Annotated in this window: 18 protein-coding genes and 1 pseudogene; 10 read left to right on the forward strand and 9 right to left on the reverse strand. The window is 62.4% G+C overall.

The genetic code is table 11. From position 1 onward, the window contains the following. Positions 1–66 precede the first annotated feature (66 nt). Positions 67–459, forward strand: coding sequence for a DUF3301 domain-containing protein (locus ABE459_RS06400; protein WP_125466109.1), 393 nt, complete (start codon positions 67–69; stop codon positions 457–459). Here ABE459_RS06400 and ABE459_RS06405 read toward each other — a convergent pair whose 3' ends face one another. The 3 genes from ABE459_RS06405 to zigA are packed head-to-tail and all read right to left on the reverse strand — an operon-like array spanning position 460 to position 3,311. Continuing rightward, the gene (locus tag ABE459_RS06405) at positions 460–1,434 is read right to left on the reverse strand and encodes a CobW family GTP-binding protein (RefSeq protein ID WP_258705394.1); all 975 of its coding nucleotides are present in this window, start codon (positions 1,432–1,434) and stop codon (positions 460–462) included. It abuts the gene before it with no gap. Between the two features lie 39 nt (positions 1,435–1,473). Beyond that, a complete protein-coding gene (locus ABE459_RS06410; protein ID WP_323830806.1) occupies positions 1,474–2,106 on the reverse strand; it encodes a DUF1826 domain-containing protein in 633 nt (210 codons plus the stop codon). Continuing rightward, positions 2,103–3,311 carry a zinc metallochaperone GTPase ZigA gene (gene zigA / locus ABE459_RS06415; protein WP_258705396.1) on the reverse strand — a complete coding sequence of 403 codons (1,209 nt, stop codon included), beginning with the start codon at positions 3,309–3,311 and terminating at the stop codon, positions 2,103–2,105. Before zigA ends, ABE459_RS06410 begins: the two co-directional genes overlap by 4 nt. 114 nt (positions 3,312–3,425) lie before the next feature. Between zigA and ABE459_RS06420 the strand changes: the two genes are divergently transcribed. Next, the gene (locus tag ABE459_RS06420) at positions 3,426–3,803 is read left to right on the forward strand and encodes a glutamine synthetase (protein ID WP_323830805.1); all 378 of its coding nucleotides are present in this window, start codon (positions 3,426–3,428) and stop codon (positions 3,801–3,803) included. 25 nt (positions 3,804–3,828) lie between these two features. Then, positions 3,829–4,716: a GTP cyclohydrolase FolE2 gene (gene folE2 / locus ABE459_RS06425; RefSeq protein ID WP_323830804.1), complete on the forward strand. Its 888-nt coding sequence runs from the start codon at positions 3,829–3,831 to the stop codon at positions 4,714–4,716. On the opposite strand, the gene ABE459_RS06430 is transcribed toward folE2, so the two are convergent. Continuing rightward, a complete protein-coding gene (locus ABE459_RS06430; RefSeq protein ID WP_125466115.1) occupies positions 4,717–5,244 on the reverse strand; it encodes a DUF3617 domain-containing protein in 528 nt (175 codons plus the stop codon). It lies immediately after the preceding gene. 129 nt (positions 5,245–5,373) lie between these two features. On the opposite strand from ABE459_RS06430, the gene cls reads away from it, so the two are divergent. Continuing rightward, a complete protein-coding gene (gene cls / locus ABE459_RS06435) occupies positions 5,374–6,813 on the forward strand; it encodes a cardiolipin synthase (protein ID WP_258705398.1) in 1,440 nt (479 codons plus the stop codon). Positions 6,814–6,852: 39 nt separating this feature from the next. On the opposite strand, the gene cfaB is transcribed toward cls, so the two are convergent. Further along, on the reverse strand, positions 6,853–8,037 hold the full coding sequence (gene cfaB / locus ABE459_RS06440; protein ID WP_323830803.1) for a C17 cyclopropane fatty acid synthase CfaB: 1,185 nt from the start codon (positions 8,035–8,037) through the stop codon (positions 6,853–6,855). A gap of 213 nt (positions 8,038–8,250) precedes the next feature. Between cfaB and lpdA the strand changes: the two genes are divergently transcribed. Then, positions 8,251–9,651: a dihydrolipoyl dehydrogenase gene (gene lpdA, locus ABE459_RS06445; RefSeq protein ID WP_125466118.1), complete on the forward strand. Its 1,401-nt coding sequence runs from the start codon at positions 8,251–8,253 to the stop codon at positions 9,649–9,651. Between the two features lie 163 nt (positions 9,652–9,814). Here the strand turns inward: lpdA and hcnC are convergent, their stop codons facing one another. From hcnC to hcnA, 3 genes are read right to left on the reverse strand one after another with little or no spacing between them, the layout of a single operon-like run. Continuing rightward, on the reverse strand, positions 9,815–11,065 hold the full coding sequence (hcnC, locus tag ABE459_RS06450) for a cyanide-forming glycine dehydrogenase subunit HcnC (protein WP_258705399.1): 1,251 nt from the start codon (positions 11,063–11,065) through the stop codon (positions 9,815–9,817). Positions 11,066–11,067: 2 nt separating this feature from the next. Beyond that, on the reverse strand, positions 11,068–12,462 hold the full coding sequence (gene hcnB / locus ABE459_RS06455) for a cyanide-forming glycine dehydrogenase subunit HcnB (RefSeq protein ID WP_125466120.1): 1,395 nt from the start codon (positions 12,460–12,462) through the stop codon (positions 11,068–11,070). Next, positions 12,459–12,773, reverse strand: coding sequence for a cyanide-forming glycine dehydrogenase subunit HcnA (gene hcnA, locus ABE459_RS06460; RefSeq protein ID WP_125466121.1), 315 nt, complete (start codon positions 12,771–12,773; stop codon positions 12,459–12,461). The genes hcnB and hcnA overlap by 4 nt, the downstream gene beginning before the upstream one ends. 427 nt (positions 12,774–13,200) lie before the next feature. Here hcnA and ABE459_RS06465 point away from each other — a divergent pair, with 427 nt between their 5' ends. Then, positions 13,201–14,169: a LysR family transcriptional regulator gene (locus tag ABE459_RS06465; protein WP_323830802.1), complete on the forward strand. Its 969-nt coding sequence runs from the start codon at positions 13,201–13,203 to the stop codon at positions 14,167–14,169. 20 nt (positions 14,170–14,189) lie between these two features. On the opposite strand, the gene ABE459_RS06470 is transcribed toward ABE459_RS06465, so the two are convergent. Continuing rightward, the gene (locus ABE459_RS06470; RefSeq protein WP_125466122.1) at positions 14,190–14,651 is read right to left on the reverse strand and encodes a Rid family hydrolase; all 462 of its coding nucleotides are present in this window, start codon (positions 14,649–14,651) and stop codon (positions 14,190–14,192) included. A 258-nt stretch (positions 14,652–14,909) separates the two neighbouring features. On the opposite strand from ABE459_RS06470, the gene ABE459_RS06475 reads away from it, so the two are divergent. From ABE459_RS06475 to ABE459_RS06490, 4 genes and pseudogenes are all read left to right on the forward strand, one after another. Then, positions 14,910–15,596 carry a hydrolase gene (locus ABE459_RS06475; RefSeq protein ID WP_085717858.1) on the forward strand — a complete coding sequence of 229 codons (687 nt, stop codon included), beginning with the start codon at positions 14,910–14,912 and terminating at the stop codon, positions 15,594–15,596. Between the two features lie 173 nt (positions 15,597–15,769). Further along, positions 15,770–16,189 (forward strand): organic hydroperoxide resistance protein, encoded by a 420-nt coding sequence (locus ABE459_RS06480; RefSeq protein ID WP_125466123.1) that lies wholly within the window; start codon positions 15,770–15,772, stop codon positions 16,187–16,189. 32 nt (positions 16,190–16,221) lie between these two features. Further along, on the forward strand, positions 16,222–17,235 hold the full coding sequence (locus ABE459_RS06485; protein WP_125466124.1) for an alpha/beta hydrolase: 1,014 nt from the start codon (positions 16,222–16,224) through the stop codon (positions 17,233–17,235). A 7-nt stretch (positions 17,236–17,242) separates the two neighbouring features. Beyond that, positions 17,243–17,383 (forward strand): annotated as a pseudogene (locus ABE459_RS06490) (hydrolase); the annotation flags it as partial. Positions 17,384–17,413: the final 30 nt, after the last annotated feature.

Here is a 17,413-nt window from a genome sequence, read left to right on the forward strand (position 1 = left end):
AATGCCATCTGTACGACAGGCCAGCGGCACAGTTAAGCTGGCTCGACCTGTCTGGAGCTTACGCAAATGCTGACCCTCGAAAACGTCTTCGTCCTGATGCTGGTGGCGACCGCCGGCGCCTGGTTGTGGCACAACCACGGGCTGCGCGAAAAAGCCCTGGCCCGGGTAAAGCAGCATTGCGCAAAGCTAGACCTGGAGCTACTGGACGACGCCGTGGCGCTCAAACGCATCGCCTTCGTGCGTGACGCCAATGGCCGCAAGCGCCTGGCACGCATCTACAACTTCGAGTTCACCGTCACCGGCGAGCAACGCCACCCGGGTACCGTCACACAGTTCGGCGCGCACAGCGTACAGATCGAGCTGGCGCCCTACCCCTTCGAGATCAAGACCCCGCCACGCACCGATAACGTCATCGAGATGCAGCAGTGGCGCCAGGAGCACAACCGCTGGCACAACTGATCAGCCATCCAGGCGGCACGCCGCCAGCGCGGCCTGCAGCTCGGCCAATGGCTGGGCCTCGGCGAAGATCAACTCCAGGCGTGAATCCCTGCGCCACTCGCTTGGCTGCCACTCGGGCTCGTGGCCTTCAAGGCCGTTGAATGACTGCCAGCCCTGTGGGCTGTGGATAACCCCTTTGGCCCGGCGCCATGGCCAGGCATGCAAGAAGGCGTTCAACTGCGCGGGATCGAAACGCTGACTGGGGTGCCAGCGCCAACCCACACTCCAACCCCCTTCACCCTCACTGGCCTGGCAGATCGGCTCGGATGGATCTGTCCACAGCGCTGACGCTGCGGCGATCGAGTTGCCCACAGCCAGCCGCTGCAAAGCCGCGTCGACGTCAGCGACTGTGGACAAACCTGGCAGGCGGTCCAACGGCAATGCCCCATGATCCGTCCAGACCGCAGGCAACCCGGGGAATCGCGCAGTTATCAACAGGCGCTTGGCTTCATCCACAGATGCCGACTTGTTGAAAACCAAAAGTGCAGTTGCCGATAAAGCCGCCTGCTGCGCTTCAGGCAGCGGTTCTTCCCTGGCCAGTGCCTGGGCATCCAGCACCATCAGCAGCGGCTGCACGGCCAGCACAGCCTGCCAGGGCGCCTGCCCCAGCTGCTGCAGCAATTGCCGGGGATGGCCCAGCCCAGAGGGCTCGATGAACAGCCGGTCCGGGCGCGCCTTGCGCAGCAAGCGGCCAAGACCAACCTGGAACGGCATGCCGTTGACACAACACAGGCAACCCCCCGCCACTTCACCGATGGCAATGCCATCGTCATCACGCGCCAGCAGTGCCGCGTCCAGGCCGATCTGCCCGAACTCGTTGACCAGCACCGCCCAGCGCTCGTTGGCCGGGCGCTGCGCCAGCAGCTGGCGGATCAGGCTGGTCTTGCCGGCGCCCAGCGGGCCTGCGATTACATGGGTGGGAATGTTCTGCAACATAGGTAGGTATCAGGCAAGTGCGTGGCCCACTATGCCCCGTCAGGCCAGCCAGTCAAGGCTGAGCAGCAGGCGCCGCTCGCCGGGCGCCGTCAGCGGCGAGCGGTGGATAAGGCCTGCACCTTCATTGCCAATCCATTTCTCGCCCTTGAGCAGCGCCACGTCACCCGCCGCCAGCTGGCGGATGTTATCCACAGCAGGTTGATCGAGCTGCAACCTTGAACGGTCTATCGCGCCCTCCTCCAGCCATTGACTGCCGCTACCGGCATAGGTGGTGAGCAGGCGCACCGGCACGTTATCCACATGGAAGCGCGGGCACATCGCGCCATCCAGTACCCGCAGGCGAAAACCGATGCGCCGTGCACCGAGCAGGCAGGTGTAGGCCGCCACCAGCCACGCCACATCGGCGACGAAACCTTCGTAGCCATGCAGATCGGCCGCTTCCCTGAGCAGCCCCGGCAGCTGTGGCGGATGCTGCTCGTCGACATCGATCACCCGCTCGTCCGCCAGTGTCTGGCCAAGGCTCAGCACCAGCGCGCAGAAATCCTCGACCTGGGCGGGTAACTGGCGCTGCCAGACGGCCAGGTTGACGCCATCCTTGAGCATGTCGGTCATCACCTTGGGTGACGGCCCGAAGACCTGGCAGATATCCACAACCTGGGGCGCCAGCTTCATGCCGCCTGCTCCTCGATCCAAGGGCCGAACGGATCTTCCAACCGTAGCCAGCCCATGGGCCCCAAGGCCATTTCTTCCTCACTCAGCAGGCAGGCGTCCAACGCTGTGGATAACTGCGCAAAGTCGATGTTCTGCCCGATGAATACCAGCTCCTGACGGCAGTCACCGGTTTCCACCGACCATTGCTTGAGGATCGCCGCCATATCCGCTTCGTCTTGCGGCCATTGCTCGCGCGGGACGAAACGCCACCAGCGCCCGGCCAGGCCATGGCGCATCATGCCGCCCGCCTGTGACCAGCTACCGGCCTCCTGGTACTTGCTGGCCAGCCAGAAAAACCCTTTTGAGCGCAGCAGCCGGCCATTGCTCCAGGGCGTGTGGATAAAGTCGAAGAAGCGCTGCGGGTGAAATGGCCGGCGGGCCTGCCAGGTGGTCGCGGCGATGCCGTACTCCTCGGTTTCCGGCACGTGTTCACCACGCAGCTCCTGCAGCCAGCCCGGCGCTTGCGCCGCCTGGTCGAAGTCGAACAGGCCGGTATCGAGGATTCGCGACAACGCAACCTGGCCCATGACCATCGGCACGATCTGCGCCCGGGCATTGAGGCTGCGCAGGATGGCGATCAGCTCTTCACGCTCGTGCTGGCCGATCAGGTCGATCTTGCTCAGCAGCAACACGTCGGCGAACTCGACCTGCTCGATCAGCAGGTCGCTGATCGAACGTTCATCCTCTTCACCGAGGGTCTCGCCGCGGCTGGCCAGGCTGTCGGCAGCCTGGTAATCACGCAGGAAGTTGAGCCCGTCGACCACGGTGACCATGGTGTCCAGCCGCGCCATGTCCGACAGGCTGCGGCCTTGTTCGTCACGGAAGGTGAAGGTCTCGGCTACCGGCAGCGGTTCGGAGATCCCGGTCGACTCGATCAACAGGTAATCGAAACGGCCCTCACGCGCCAGGCGCGCAACCTCTTCCAGCAGGTCTTCGCGCAGGGTGCAGCAGATGCAGCCGTTGCTCATCTCCACCAGTTTTTCTTCCGCGCGGTTGAGGCTGACGTTGCGCTGTACTTCGCTGGCGTCGATGTTGATTTCGCTCATGTCGTTGACGATCACGGCAACCCGCAGGTTATCGCGGTTGCGCAAAACGTGATTGAGCAGCGTGCTCTTGCCGGCGCCGAGGAAGCCGGACAGCACGGTGACAGGAAGACGGTTGGGCATGACGGACCTCATCGGGCAGGCGCATTCGAAACGATGCATTGCGCCATGTTATATTATAACAATACAATTTCGCCAAGCCGTCTCGACCGAAGGGTTGCCTGGAGTGCCTCATCGATGAAATTGCCCCGCGCCAGCGCATTGCTGCTGATTGCCCTGCCGACCTCTTTGCTGGCCATGCCCCGCACCGACCTGGCGCTGTGTACTCGCAGCGCCACGCTATTGGCCTGCCAGGACAGCACGGGCAACTACTACAGCGTGCGCAGCGCAGGCAGCACCTTCTACCTGCGCGGTTACGAAGTGCAGGGCAAACGGTTGTGGGCACAAACCAACAGCCGCTACGGCGCGCTCACCTTCTTCACTGGCCTGGCCAGCGATGGCGAAGCCTGGGTCGGTTACAGCCGGCGTATCGGCTGGACCACCCTCAATCGCGTCTCGAGCTCCAGCGGCCAGCGCTTCGATCTGCACTGCAGCCTGCTCGGTGGTTGCCGTTGAGCCCTACTTTTTCAGGACACCATTCATGACCAGCCTTAGCCTTTCCCTGCCCGACATCGCCACGCAAAGCAGCCAACACAGCTTGCCGCTGGACTGGGTAGGCATGTGCGGTATCGCCCTGCCGCTGCAGGTGGAAGGTCGCAATCTGAGCGCCCATGCCAGCGCAGGCGTCAGCCTGGACGAAGGTGCTGCGCGTGGTATTCACATGTCGCGCTTGTACCTGGCATTGGAAGCGCTCGAACACCAGCCCTTGAGCCTGCCGCTGATTCGCCAGACCCTCGAGCAGTTTCTCTCCAGCCACCAGGGCCTTTCCAGGAGCGCATACCTTCAGCTGGAATTCGATCATCTGCTCAAACGCCCAGCCTTGATCAGCCCTCTGGCCGGCTGGAAACGCTATCCGGTGCGGCTCGATGCACAGCTGAAAGATGAAATGTTCCACGTGGAACTATCCGTGGATATTCCCTATTCCTCCACGTGCCCCTGCTCGGCCGCACTGGCCAGGCAACTCATCCAGGCGCAGTTCGACCAGGATTTCGCCAGCCAAGCGCTGGACCGGGACAGCGTGCGCCAATGGCTGGGCAGCAGCAGTGGCATCGTCGCCACACCTCACAGCCAACGGAGCATGGCCAAGCTACAGGTGCGGCCAGGCACTGATGCGTGGCCACTGACTGAATTGATCGACCAGGCTGAGCAAGCCTTGGGAACCGCCGTGCAAACCGCCGTGAAGCGTGCCGACGAACAGGCCTTCGCCCTGGCGAACGGGCAGAACCTGATGTTCTGTGAGGACGCCGCGCGGCGCCTGCACCTGGCGTTGCGCCAGTTGCCGTGGGTGAGCGCATTCAGCGTGCGCGTGGAACATGCAGAGAGCCTGCATGCCCACGACGCAGTCGCCGTCAGCCGCTGGCGGTGGTAATCAGCTGCGGGGTTTCACGGTGCCGCAGTCGTTGCCCAACCATACCGCCCGTGTGTCCATGCTGCCCTGCTGCTGCACACCCGATGCGTTGAAGGTGCCGTTGACCTTGGTCAGGAACTCCTTGTCGCTGAGGAAGGTGGCCTGGCCCTGCCCCTGGGCTTTCGGGCAGCTGAACTGGAACTTCCAGACATTGCCGGTGCGGTCGGTGATCTTCTGGGTGCAGCCCGATTGAGGGTCTTGCAGCGGGATGTCGTTGGTCTTGACCTGCTCCGGGGTCAGGCATGAACGCACGCCCTTGCCACCCACGCTGATACCTTGCTTGGCCAAGGCGCCTTCCATCATCGCCCGCTGCTCCGGCGGCAGATTCTTCAACTGGCCGAGCATGAACTGCATGTCGGGTAACGGCTTGCCATCGACCTGCATGTTGCTGGTGGTCAGCTCCCACAGGCCGGGTTGCAGCATCTGCGCGTGAACCAACGGGCTACCCAGGCCCACGACCAGGGCGAGCAGTGGCAGACGAATCTTCATGGATGAAAGCTCCTCGAATTACCGGCTCTGGCCGGACTGTGCCGTTAGACGTCATTTTCCCTTGCAGGTTGCAGCCACCCCCACGAACGTGGTCTGTTAGCGACAGTGCTAACGGCAAGCAGGATGCGTATGGATTACCACAGCCCCTACTTCTTCGGTTACGTGCTCGGCCTGATTCATCTGCTCGGCATCATCGCGGCGCTGCATGCCGTGTTCACCGTGCGTACAGCCCAAGGTGCGATCGCCTGGGCCATGCCCCTGTTCTTCATCCCCTACTTTGCGCTCATCCCCTACCTGATCTTCGGTGCCCGTTCGTTCTATGCGTACATCAACGCGCGCCGGCATGCCAACCAGGAGATGCACGTGGCCATGGCCAATCTCAACTGGCGGCCGTGGGTGGAGGAAGCCCTGACCGCCCGCGAGTCCGACAGCTATGCGGCCCTGCGCGCCATGCCCAAGCTGGGGCGCATGCCATGTCTGGCCAACAACGAGGTGAAGCTGCTGATCGATGGCGAAGCCACCTTCAAGGCGATCTTCGCTGCCATCGACAAGGCCCGTGACACCGTACTGGTGCAGTTCTTCATCATCCACGACGACGTGCTCGGCCGAGAGCTCCAGCAGTTGCTGTTGCGCAAGGCGGCGGAAGGCGTAAGGGTCTTCGTGCTTTACGACCGGGTCGGCAGCCACGCATTGCCGGCCAGCTACAGCCAGGTGCTGCGCGACGGCGGTGTGCAGATACAGGCATTCGCCACCCGCCGCGGCTTGTTCAACCGCTTCCAGGTCAACTTTCGCAACCACCGCAAGATCGTCGTGGTGGATGGGTTGCTGGGCTTTATCGGCGGGCACAACGTGGGCGACGAGTACCTCGGCGCGCACCCGCGCCTGTCGCCGTGGCGCGATACCCATGTGCAGATCAGCGGCCCGGTACTGGCCTGCCTGCAGGAATCGTTCGCCGAAGACTGGTACTGGGCCACGCGCCAGCTGCCTCCGCTGATCCTGCCCGACACCTACCCTGAAGATGGCGTGCTGTGCCAGGCCCTGGCCAGTGGCCCGGCCGACCCCCAGGAAACCTGCGCGCTGTTCTTCCTCGAAGCCATCCACTCGGCCACTCGCCGGGTCTGGATCACCAGCCCGTATTTCATCCCCGACGAAGCGATCTTCGCCGCCCTGCGCCTGGCCGTGCTACGCGGCGTCGACGTGCGCATCCTCATCCCCGCACGCCCCGATCACCGTATCGTCTACGCCGCCTCCAGCCTGTTTGCCTTCGAGGCGGTGCGCGCAGGCGTGCGGATGTTCCGCTATCAGCCGGGGTTCCTGCATCAGAAAGTGGTGCTGGTGGATGATGAGGTCACGGCCATTGGCAGCGCCAACCTGGATAACCGTTCCTTCCGCCTGAACTTCGAGATTACCCTGCTCACCGTGGACCGCGCCTTCGCCGACCAGGTCGAACAGATGCTGGTGAACGACTTCGAACAGGCCAGGGAGATCACCGCCGAGGACAGCCGCGACACCCATCGCCTGCAGCAACTGGGGATGCGTATTGCGCGTTTGATATCGCCGATCCTGTAGCGCCTCGACGTGCCCCACAGGGGCACGCCGGGCAGCCCGTCAGCGATAGATGTCCTCACGCGTCCACGGCAGGTCGTGATGGCCATCGGCGAAAGGTTTCACGGCGAGGATCTGGTGCAGGTTCATCCAGCCCTTGCTGAAGGCGTAGGCGCAGCCGGCCAGGTACAGGCGCCAGATCCGCAGGGTCTTCTCCGGCACCAGCGCGGCGGCGCGGTGCAGCTGGTTCTCAAGGTTCTCGCTCCAGTGGTTGAGGGTCTTGGCGTAGTGCAGGCGCAGGCTCTCCACGTCCACCACCTCCAGCCCCGCTTCACAGATGCGCGCGCTGATCATCGAGATGTGCGGCAGCTCGCCGTGGGGGAATACGTAACGGTCGATGAACGCACCCGCGCCACGGCCCACCGGGCGACCGTCCACGTGCTTGGCGGTGATGCCGTGATTCATCACCAGTCCGCCTTCGCGCACCGCACTGAACAGCTTGCGGCAATAGAGTTCGAGGTTGGCGTGGCCGACGTGCTCGAACATGCCGACGCTGACCACCTTGTCGAAGCGGCCATCCTCGGGCAGGTCACGGTAATCGAGAATGTGCAGGTCGACCTTGTCGGCCAGCCCCTCCTCCTTGACCCGCTGTCGGCCCAGTTTCAGCTGCTCTTTGCTCAGGGTGATGCCGTACACCTTGGCGCCGTACTCACGGGCGGCAAAACGCGCCAGCCCGCCCCAACCGCAACCGACGTCCAGCAGGTAGTCACCGCCCTGCAGGCGCAACTTGCGGCACAGGTGATCGAACTTGTCCTGCTGGGCCTGGGCCAGGGTGTTGTCCGGCTCTTTGAAATAGGCACAGGAATAGACCATGTCCGGGTCCAGCCACAGTTGGTAGAACGCATTGGACAGGTCGTAGTGGTAGGAGATGGCTTCGGCGTCGGTGCTCTTGTCGTGAGAGGTGCGCTGCGGCAGCACGTCGTCCTCGTCCTTGAGCAGCGTTTGGCTAAGCTCGTCACACACCCGGATGACTTCACCGATATCGCCTTCGAGCTCCAGTTTGCCTTCGACGAAAGCCGAACCCAGTGCTTCCAGGTTGGGGTGGGTCAACTGGGCGATCAGCTGGGGGTCCTTGACCACGATGGTGACCTGCGGACTGGGCCCCAGATCGAACTGGTTACCGTCCCACAGCTTGACCCGCAACGGTATGTCCAGGCTCTGCAAAACGGGTGGAAGTTGCGCAAGCATTCATGACCCTCCCTTTCACGGATTCGGAACGCCACGTCTTATCAAGTCGGACGCTACCGCATGAGGGTAGTTCATTCGTGCGAAGTTTCCGTTAACCGCGACCATGGTCTAGAACTATCTGGCACGGCCAACGCAGCAGATTGTATACAATCCTCCGCGCTCAGACTAACCTTATGCCCCTCTTCGCTTCCTCACCCTTGGAGTAACTAACCCATGAAATCCTATGACGTGGTGATCATCGGCGGCGGCCCCGGCGGCTACAACGCAGCTATCCGGGCCGGCCAGCTGGGCATGAGCGTGGCCTGCGTGGAAGGCCGATCGACCCTCGGCGGCACCTGCCTGAACGTCGGTTGCATGCCCTCCAAGGCATTGCTGCACGCCTCCGAACTGTTCGAGGCGGCCAGCGGTGACGAGTTCGCGCACCTGGGCATCGAGGTCAAGCCGAGCCTGAACCTGGCGCAGATGATGAAACAGAAGGATGAAAGCGTGACCGGCCTGACCAAGGGCATCGAGTACCTGTTCCGCAAGAACAAGGTCGACTGGGTCAAGGGCTGGGGCCGCCTGGACGGCGTCGGCAAGGTCGTCGTCAAGGCCGAGGACGGCAGCGAAACCACCTTGCAGGCCAAGGACATCGTCATCGCCACCGGCTCCGAACCGACCCCGCTGCCGGGCGTGACCATCGACAACCAGCGCATCATCGACTCCACCGGCGCCCTCTCCCTGCCCCAGGTGCCCAAGCACCTGATCGTGATCGGCGCCGGCGTGATCGGCCTGGAGCTGGGTTCGGTGTGGCGCCGCCTCGGCGCCGAGGTGACGGTGATCGAGTACCTCGACCGCATCTGCCCGGGCACCGATGCGGAAACCGCCAAGACCTTGCAGAAGGCCCTGGCCAAGCAAGGCATGACCTTCAAGCTGGGCAGCAAGGTCACCCAGGCCACGCCATCGGCCGATGGCGTCACCCTCACCCTGGAACCAGCAGCCGGTGGCGCCGCCGAAACCCTGCAAGCCGACTATGTACTGGTGGCCATCGGCCGTCGCCCGTACACCCAGGGCCTGAACCTGGAGAGCGTGGGCCTGGAGACCGACAAGCGCGGCATGCTGACCAACGACCATCACCGTAGCTCGGTCCCGGGCATCTGGGTGATCGGCGACGTCACCTCCGGCCCGATGCTGGCGCACAAGGCCGAGGACGAAGCCGTGGCCTGCATCGAACGCATCCACGGCAAGCCGCACGAGGTCAACTACAACCTGATTCCCGGGGTTATCTACACCCGCCCGGAAATGGCCACGGTGGGCAAGACCGAAGAGCAGCTCAAGGCCGAAGGCCGTGCCTACAAGGTCGGCAAGTTCCCCTTCACGGCCAACAGCCGCGCCAAGATCAACCATGAAACCGAAGGCTTCGCCAAGGTTCTCGCCGACGCCAACACCGACGAGGTGCTGGGTGTGCACCTGGTCGGCCCGAGCGTCAGCGAGATGATCGGCGAGTTCTGCGTGGCCATGGAGTTCTCGGCCTCGGCCGAAGACATCGCCCTCACCTGCCACCCGCACCCGACCCGCTCCGAGGCCCTGCGCCAGGCGGCGATGAATGTGGATGGGATGGCGATGCAGATCTGATCGGCAGGTCTGTCGTTCATCCATGTGGGAGCGGGTTTACCCGCGAAGATGACACCTCGGTGCCTGGCACGGGCTATGCCCGTGTTCGCGGGTAAACCCGCTCCCACAAGGATCGCTCAGCTGTTTGAATAGCGAGCAAGACAGTTGCACTGACATTCGCCCATCAGCCGTGCGCCAGCTTCTTGTCCACACCCTCCCGGAACCGCGACGCCAGGAACGGCGTGATATCCAGCGGCAGGGCCTCGTTGTGGACAACCTTGTCCAGCAGCACCCCGGTGATCGCCGACGTCAGGATCCCAGTGCGGAAGTGTCCACAGGCATTGAAGTACCCCTCGACATTATCCACAGGCCCCAGGATCGGCAGCTCATCCGGCGACCCCGGACGTAGCCCGGCCCAGGTGCGCTTGAGGTTCACCTGCGCCAGCTCCGGCACGCAACGAATGGCTCCCTGCACCAGCCCACTGATCTCCGGGAAGGTGTTGCTGACATCGAAGCCTTTCTCTTCAGTGGTACTGCCGATCAGGATCTCGCCATTGTCCTTCTGCGCCATGTAGCAATCGCTGGTGGTGATGCAGCCATCGAGCAGCTTGGGCAGGCGCTCGGTCAGCACGATCTGGCCCTTTACCGGCTTGACCGGAATGCTCAGGCCCGTCGCCCACTCGCTCAGCTCGGCAGCCCAGGCGCCCGCGGCGTTGATCAGTGTGTGGCAGTGGAACTCGCCGGCTTCGGCAGTACGCACGCCCTTGATCCGCGAGCCTTCATGCAGCACCCCGGTGACATTCACGTTGGGGTACAGGTCGACACCGTTCTGCCGCGCCGCCTCCAGGAACGCGTCGCCCAGGCGGAACGGGCTGACCTGGTGATCGCAGAGGAACTCCAACGCGCCATTGGCCTGCTGCGTTACCGCCGGCTCCGAGGCCCGTAGGGCGTCGCGGTCGAGCCAGCGCACCTGGTCGGCCAGGTGGGGGATCTGCTTGACGATGTGCTCGGCGTACAGCTGGTCCTCGTCATCCTGGATGATGTACTTGAGCCCGGTGCGTTCGAACTTGAAGTCCATGCCGTGGCGCTCGATCAGCTCGCGGTGCAGCTGTGGATAAATCGCGTTGGACTGCAGGGCGAAGTCGAAGAAACACGGCGGCAGGATATGCGGGGTGCTGGAGTCGACCACCACCGCCGCGCCATTGGCCTCACGCTTGCTGCGAGAGGACATCATGCGAAAGAAGATCACCCCACAGCCCAGCCCCACCGATTCGCCGATGGCCCACAGACCACCCGCCGATGCGCGCGTGGCGTTGCCCGGGCGCTTGCTGTCGATCAGGGCGATTTTCAGATTGCTGCGTTTGGACAGCTGGTAGGCGCAGGACGCGCCGATCACGCCGCCGCCGGCGATGATGATGTCGTAGTGCTTGGCCATGCTCAGGCCTCCGTGCCGAGGTGTGCGAATGCGGAAAACGGGATCGGGTCCACCGGGAAGCGTGGGCGCAGCCAGCCAACATCCTGGCGCCCGGTGGCGCTGCGCAGGCGATCGCTGCAGTAACCGACGCACATGCGCCCCTGGCAGTCGCCCATGCTCACCCGGGTGCGCATCTTCAGGCTGGCCATGTCCTGCACGCCCTGTTCCAGCGCCAGGTCGATCTGCTCGCGGGTGACGTGTTCGCAACGGCAGATCACCGTGTCGGCCTGGGGCAGTTCGACCTGCGCCGCCCCCCGTGCGGTGAAGCGCTCCACGCCCGCGCGGAAACGCTTGATCGCGGCGAGCTTGCCCAGGTACAGCTCGCGCCGTTCGATGGCCTGTTCGGCATTGAGCTTGCCCATTTGCAGGAGCATCGACAGCGCAGCAATACGCCCGGTCAGCATCGCCGCCTCGCCGCCACGGATACCGGCCATGTCACCTGCCAGATGGGTGTTCGGGCGGCTGCTCTGCTGCCACACGTTGCACACCGCGCGCAGGTAGCCGTCTTCGCTGAAACCGTGTTCCAGGCCCAGTTGCTGGCTGAGTTGGGTGCGTGGGATGAAGCCGTAGCCCACCGCCAGCGTCTGCACCGTCTCGCGCTGGACGCGGGTCATGTCCGGCTTCCAGTCCTGGGTGTAGGGCGCGACGCTGACCTCGCGCAGCTCATCCTCGCCCGTGGCCCCTACCACGCCCCAACCGTAGTGCATGGGGATGCCGTTGAGCTTCATGTAGGCGAGCATGCTCAGGCCATCGAGGAACAGCTGCGGCTTGTTCATCAGCGCCAGGCTTTCCTTGGCGATGCGGTTGAACGCGCAGGCTTCATATACCCCGCTGACCTTGGCCCCGGCGGCATGCAGCTGGCACGCAACCAAGGGCAGCAACGGCCCGGTGCCGGCGATCAAGGTGCTGCCCAGCGGCTTGACCACGCCGCTCTTGATCTGCAGCTGCAGCCCGCCCAGCAGGATCACTCCCGGCAGGGTCCAGCCGGGGAACGGCACATTGCGCTCATGGCAGCCGGCGGCCAGCAGCAGGTGGGAATAGTCGATCTCGTGCAGTTGCTCGTCACCATCGAGCACCATCAGGCGCTGGTCATCGCCGCCCACCACGCGGTGGTTGAGGCGTAGGTCGATATGGCTGGCGCTGGCGGCAAAGTCTTCGTGCAGGGTGTTGAGGGCCTTGGCGTAGCGAGGGCCTAGGTAACCGAGGTCGATGCCGGCACGCAACGGGCCGCGGTAAACCACCCCGCCAGGACGCGAGGCTTCATCGAACAGCAGGCTGTCGACGCCGTGGTCGGCCAGCTCGATGGCCGCTCCCATGCCAGCTGAGCCAGCACCGACGATCACTGGGCGAAGGCTCATGAGCGGGCCTCCCCGTGCATGCGGTTCACTTCGGTCTCGATCTGCATGCCCGGCTTGACCACCGTCTGGCACGCCCGGCGCTTGGGCCGCCCGTCAATCTGCACCAGGCAGCAGTGGCACACACCCATGCCGCAAAAGGCGCCGCTGAGCTGGTCGTGGTCATTGCGCGCCAGCTGGCGCAGGCCAATGGCATTGAGCACGCTGAGGACGGTCTCCCCCGCGCTGGCCACTGCCGGCAGGCCATTGACCAGCAGGGTCATTTCCGCGCCTTCCAATGGCTGGATATCGTGCTTTCGTTGCAACGTCTGCATTTCCTGTCGTCCTTGGTGACTGGTGGGTCGGGGGACGTTAGGGCAAACGCTGAGGGAAAACATTGATCCATGCCAGACGCATGATGTAGGAAAGTTCCGGGGCGACGGACGTGCGACGAACTTCACGTAAGTCGTGGGATTCGAGAACGTCGTTCAGGAATGCCTGCGACCTGGAGCAACCATATCCAGTGTCGCCATCAGCCACTGCATCAATGCCAACGTCATCCGCAAATGGATAGTCCAGTGCTTCCCTGCTGGCCAATGCGAGGGTTTTGCCGAAGGCCAGTCAGGGGGGCTACTTTTTCAACAGAATCGACCCATAGCAGCCAGTCGGCATAATCGTTTTCAACCAATCGCCGGAACAATATGGCTACTCCACCCAACCCCTTCTCGTATCATCTGCGCCTCAGAATCTGGAACGAACTGTGTGAAATCACCAACTGAAAAAGCTCCGGCTGCCCCTGATGGGACGAAGTGGGACGTAGGCGAGGCTGTCAATCAGCTCTCGTGGGACGACTTGCGCATCATCAAGACGCTCAGTGATTGCGGCAATCGTTCGGCTACGGCCAAGAAGCTTGGCATCAATGTATCCACCGTTTCGCGCCGAGTTGCTCAAGTTGAGCGAACGCTCGGCATCGCGCTGTTCGATCACCGCAAATCAGGGTATCTGCTCACCGCCGAGGGTGCTGAATTGCGAGCACTCGCCGAGCGAGTGGAGCTGGATATCGTCAGCGTCACGCGGCGTGTTTCACGTTCAGGCCAAGGCCCCCTCGGGAAACTTCGCATTACCACCAGCGACTCGCTGCTGCTGTACTTCCTCACCCCCATCATCGCGGACTTCAAGGCCCTGAACGAGGGGATCACCATCGAGGTGCTGGTGGGCAATGAAACCCTCAGCCTCGCCCGGGATGAATCGGATATCGCCATTCGAGCGACGAGAAAACCTGCAGAAAGCCTGGTGGGCCGTAAACTGGCGAACATTGCCTGGGCACCCTACTGCAGCGCCAAGCAGATGACTGCCTTGCCCCTTTTCGAAGAGGGCCAGGCCTGGGTGTCATACTCCGCAGCGCTCTGCGGTTTGAAGGCGGCAAGCTATGTCGAAAGCAGAGTCGCTGCTGAGCGCATAGCGTACCGCACCGATTCTGTTGCAGCCGCAAGCGCTGCAATCGCGGCGGGTCTGGGCTTTGGATTCCTTCCCTGCATGTTGGGCGACATCACCCCAGGGTTGGTACGCGCCGGCCCGGTGGTGCCGGAGCTTCAGGATGAGTTGTGGCTGCTGACTCACCAGGACATTCGAAAATCGTGGCGGGTCAAAGCCTTCATGACCTTCTGCGCCGCTGCCGTGGCCAGTCAAAAGCCCTTGGTCGAGGGGCAATTGATACTCCCGGTTCCCTAGATCAAAACCGGGAGTGCCGCTCAGATGTCTCGGGCGCCAATCACGGCCTTGCACACGATCTCGATCAGCTGCGGACGCTGGGCAAGTCTCGACACTCCAATGATATTGCTCGCGCACTGAGGCCGCTCAGTGCCAAAGGCCGCCTTGCGCACTTTGCCGACCACCGCGAACGCAGCGTCCATGTCCAGCACATAAAGCGTTTCCTCGACAACGTCCTGCAGAGTCGCGCCATACAAGGCGAGCAGCTTCGAAATGTTGTCGTAAGAGATCCGCATCTGCTCTCCCATCGAAGAGAAATCACAGGGCTTACCGTCGGCGTTCAGAGGCGCCGGGGCTACCAGATGACCTTCCTCATCATGGTTGAATTGACCTGATACATAGATCTCGTTTCCTACCCGCCGTGCCTGCGGATAGCCGTAAGCCTCCTCCCAGGAAACGCCCCAGTAGGCGGTCTGCTTGTTGAACGGTTGTGAAGCTGCCATTGCATTCTCCTGCACATGACGGACCGGCTTGATCCGAATGGGTGGGCGAATGCTAGCAGCGCGATCGCGTATTCCATGGCGCAAAAATGAGCTATCAGGAGCGCAAAAGTGCGCCACCGACAGTCGCGTTGTTTCGTTATCGTTTGCTCGTCCTCAAGCAATGACGCTGAGGGGGCACTCGTGGCTACGGTAATGCCTGCAACGTGCGGGCCCCGAGACTGGTGCGAATGAACATCATCAAGCTGAAAGGAAACAAAAATGAACAATCCTAAAACTGAAGTCCTGACCCCGCTTAACAGCCAACTGATCTTCATCGATCAGCAGCCACAGATGGCCTTCGGCGTTCAGAGCATTGACCGGCAAACACTGAAAAACAACACCGTTGCCTTGGCCAAGGCCGCGAAGATTTTTAATGTCCCCACCACCTTCACCACGGTCGAGACAGAAAGCTTCTCAGGTCACACCTACCCCGAGCTGCTCGCTGTATTCCCGGACGCTCCGCTGCTGGAGCGCACCTCCATGAATTCCTGGGATGATCAGAAGGTGCGCGACGCACTCAAGAGAAATGGTCGCAACAAGATCATCGTCTCCGGTTTGTGGACCGAGGTATGCAACGCCACCTTCGCCCTGTCGGCAATGAACGATGCCGGCTATGAAATCTATATGGTTGCAGACGCCTCCGGCGGCACCACCAAAGAAGCCCACGATTACGCCATGCAGCGCATGATCCAAGCCGGCGTGGTACCGGTGACCTGGCAGCAGGTGCTGCTGGAATGGCAACGGGACTGGAAGAACCGCGACACCTACGACGCCGTAATGGAACTGGTAAAGGAACATTCCGGTGCATATGGCATGGGCGTCGACTACGCCTACACCATGGTGCACAAGGCGCCTGAGCGCGTTCAGCATGGCCCCACCTTGGCGCCTGTCGCTGCATCTGTCTGAGCCATCGCCAGCCCCTGCCCCAGGGGCTGTTCACAGACTTGTGAAGGGTGCGCAGTCGACTGAACCGAGTCAACGAGCCTGGCCTGGAACCTCTGTGGATTTCCAATGCCCAGCGCTGCTCGAGTCAGGCGCTCGCATCCTGTTGCCGAAGACATTCAAAAGTAAGGAAAGCCATGAAAGTTCTCTACACCGCAGTCGCAACCGCAACCGGTGGTCGTGATGGCCGAGCCATCTCCAGCGACAAGAACCTCGACGTGAAACTGACCACTCCGAAGGAATTGGGCGGTGCCGGTGGTGATGCCACCAACCCTGAGCAACTGTTCGCCGCTGGTTACTCGGCCTGCTTCATCGGTGCACTGAAGTTCGTCGCCAGCCAGAGCAAACGCAGCATTCCAACCGACGCCTCAATCACTGCGCGGGTCGGCATTGGCCAGATCCCAGGCGGCTTTGGCCTGGATATCGATCTGAACATCAACCTGCCAGGTCTGGAACAAGCCGATGCACAAGCGTTGGTGGAGGCGGCCCACCAAGTGTGCCCGTACTCCAACGCAACCCGTGGCAACGTCGATGTCCGTCTGCACGTCACCGTCTAACTTCCTGCCTCACCAGAAACAGGAGATATGAAATGAACGTTTTGACCAAAGCACTCGTTGGCTCGCTCCTTACCTTGTCGATCGGTAACGCATTCGCTGACTCTGGCGTCGAACACAACACCCAGGCATTCCTCGACGTACTGAACTCAGGCAGTGGTAAACCCATCGAGCAGCTTTCGCCGAAAGACGCCCGCGCGGTACTGACCGGCGCTCAGGCCGGAGTAAAACTGACACTGCCCGAGGCGGATGTCAGCGAGAAGACCATCACTGTCGACGGCCAGGACATCAGCTTGACCATCGTGCGTCCGGCGGGTGTGAAGGGGACCTTGCCTGTGTTCATGTACTTCCACGGCGGTGGCTGGGTGCTCGGCGACTTCCCGACCCATGAGCGCCTGGTCCGCGATCTGGTCGCCGGTTCCGGGGCGGTGGCGGTGTTCGTCAATTACACCCCGTCCCCTGAAGCGCACTACCCGACAGCAATCAACCAAGCCTACGGGGCAACCAAATGGGTGGCCGAGCACGGCAAGGAAATCAATGTCGACGGTAAGCGTCTGGCTGTAGCAGGCAACAGCGTCGGCGGCAACATGGCAGCCGTGGTCAGCCTGATGGCCAAGGATAAAGGTACCCCGGCCATCAAGTACCAGGTGCTGCTGTGGCCAGTGACCGACGCCAACTTCGAGACAGCGTCGTACAACCAGTACGCCGAGAGGCACTTCCTCACCAAGAACATGATGAAGTGGTTCTGGGACAACTACACCACCGACCCCAAGCAACGTGCCGAGATCTACGCCTCGCCGTTGCGCGCTACCACTGAGCAGTTGAAAGGCCTGCCGCCAGCGCTGGTCCAGACCGCGAGTGCCGATGTGCTGCGTGACGAAGGGGAAGCCTACGCGCGCAAACTGGACCAAGCCGGCGTGCCGGTTACTGCGCTGCGCTACAACGGCATGATCCATGACTACGGCTTGCTGAACGTGGTCAGCCAGGTTCCAGCGGTACGCTCTGCAATGCTGCAGGCTTGCGAAGAGCTGAAGGTTCATTTGAAGTGACCCCCACTCAAGACCGGAGATGTATGCCATGGAAGAAGAGTTCGGCGTGTTCGTGGTCACCGATGTCTCCGGCACTTTCAACGCCATGACCTGTGACGCCGCCCATGACCGCATGAGCCAGGCCGGCGCACAACTGATGACCAGCTACAACGCCTTCAACGCCAACAAGTAAGCCGAC

Source organism: Pseudomonas sp. TWI923, from assembly GCF_039673365.1.
Lineage (GTDB): Bacteria > Pseudomonadota > Gammaproteobacteria > Pseudomonadales > Pseudomonadaceae > Aquipseudomonas > Aquipseudomonas sichuanensis.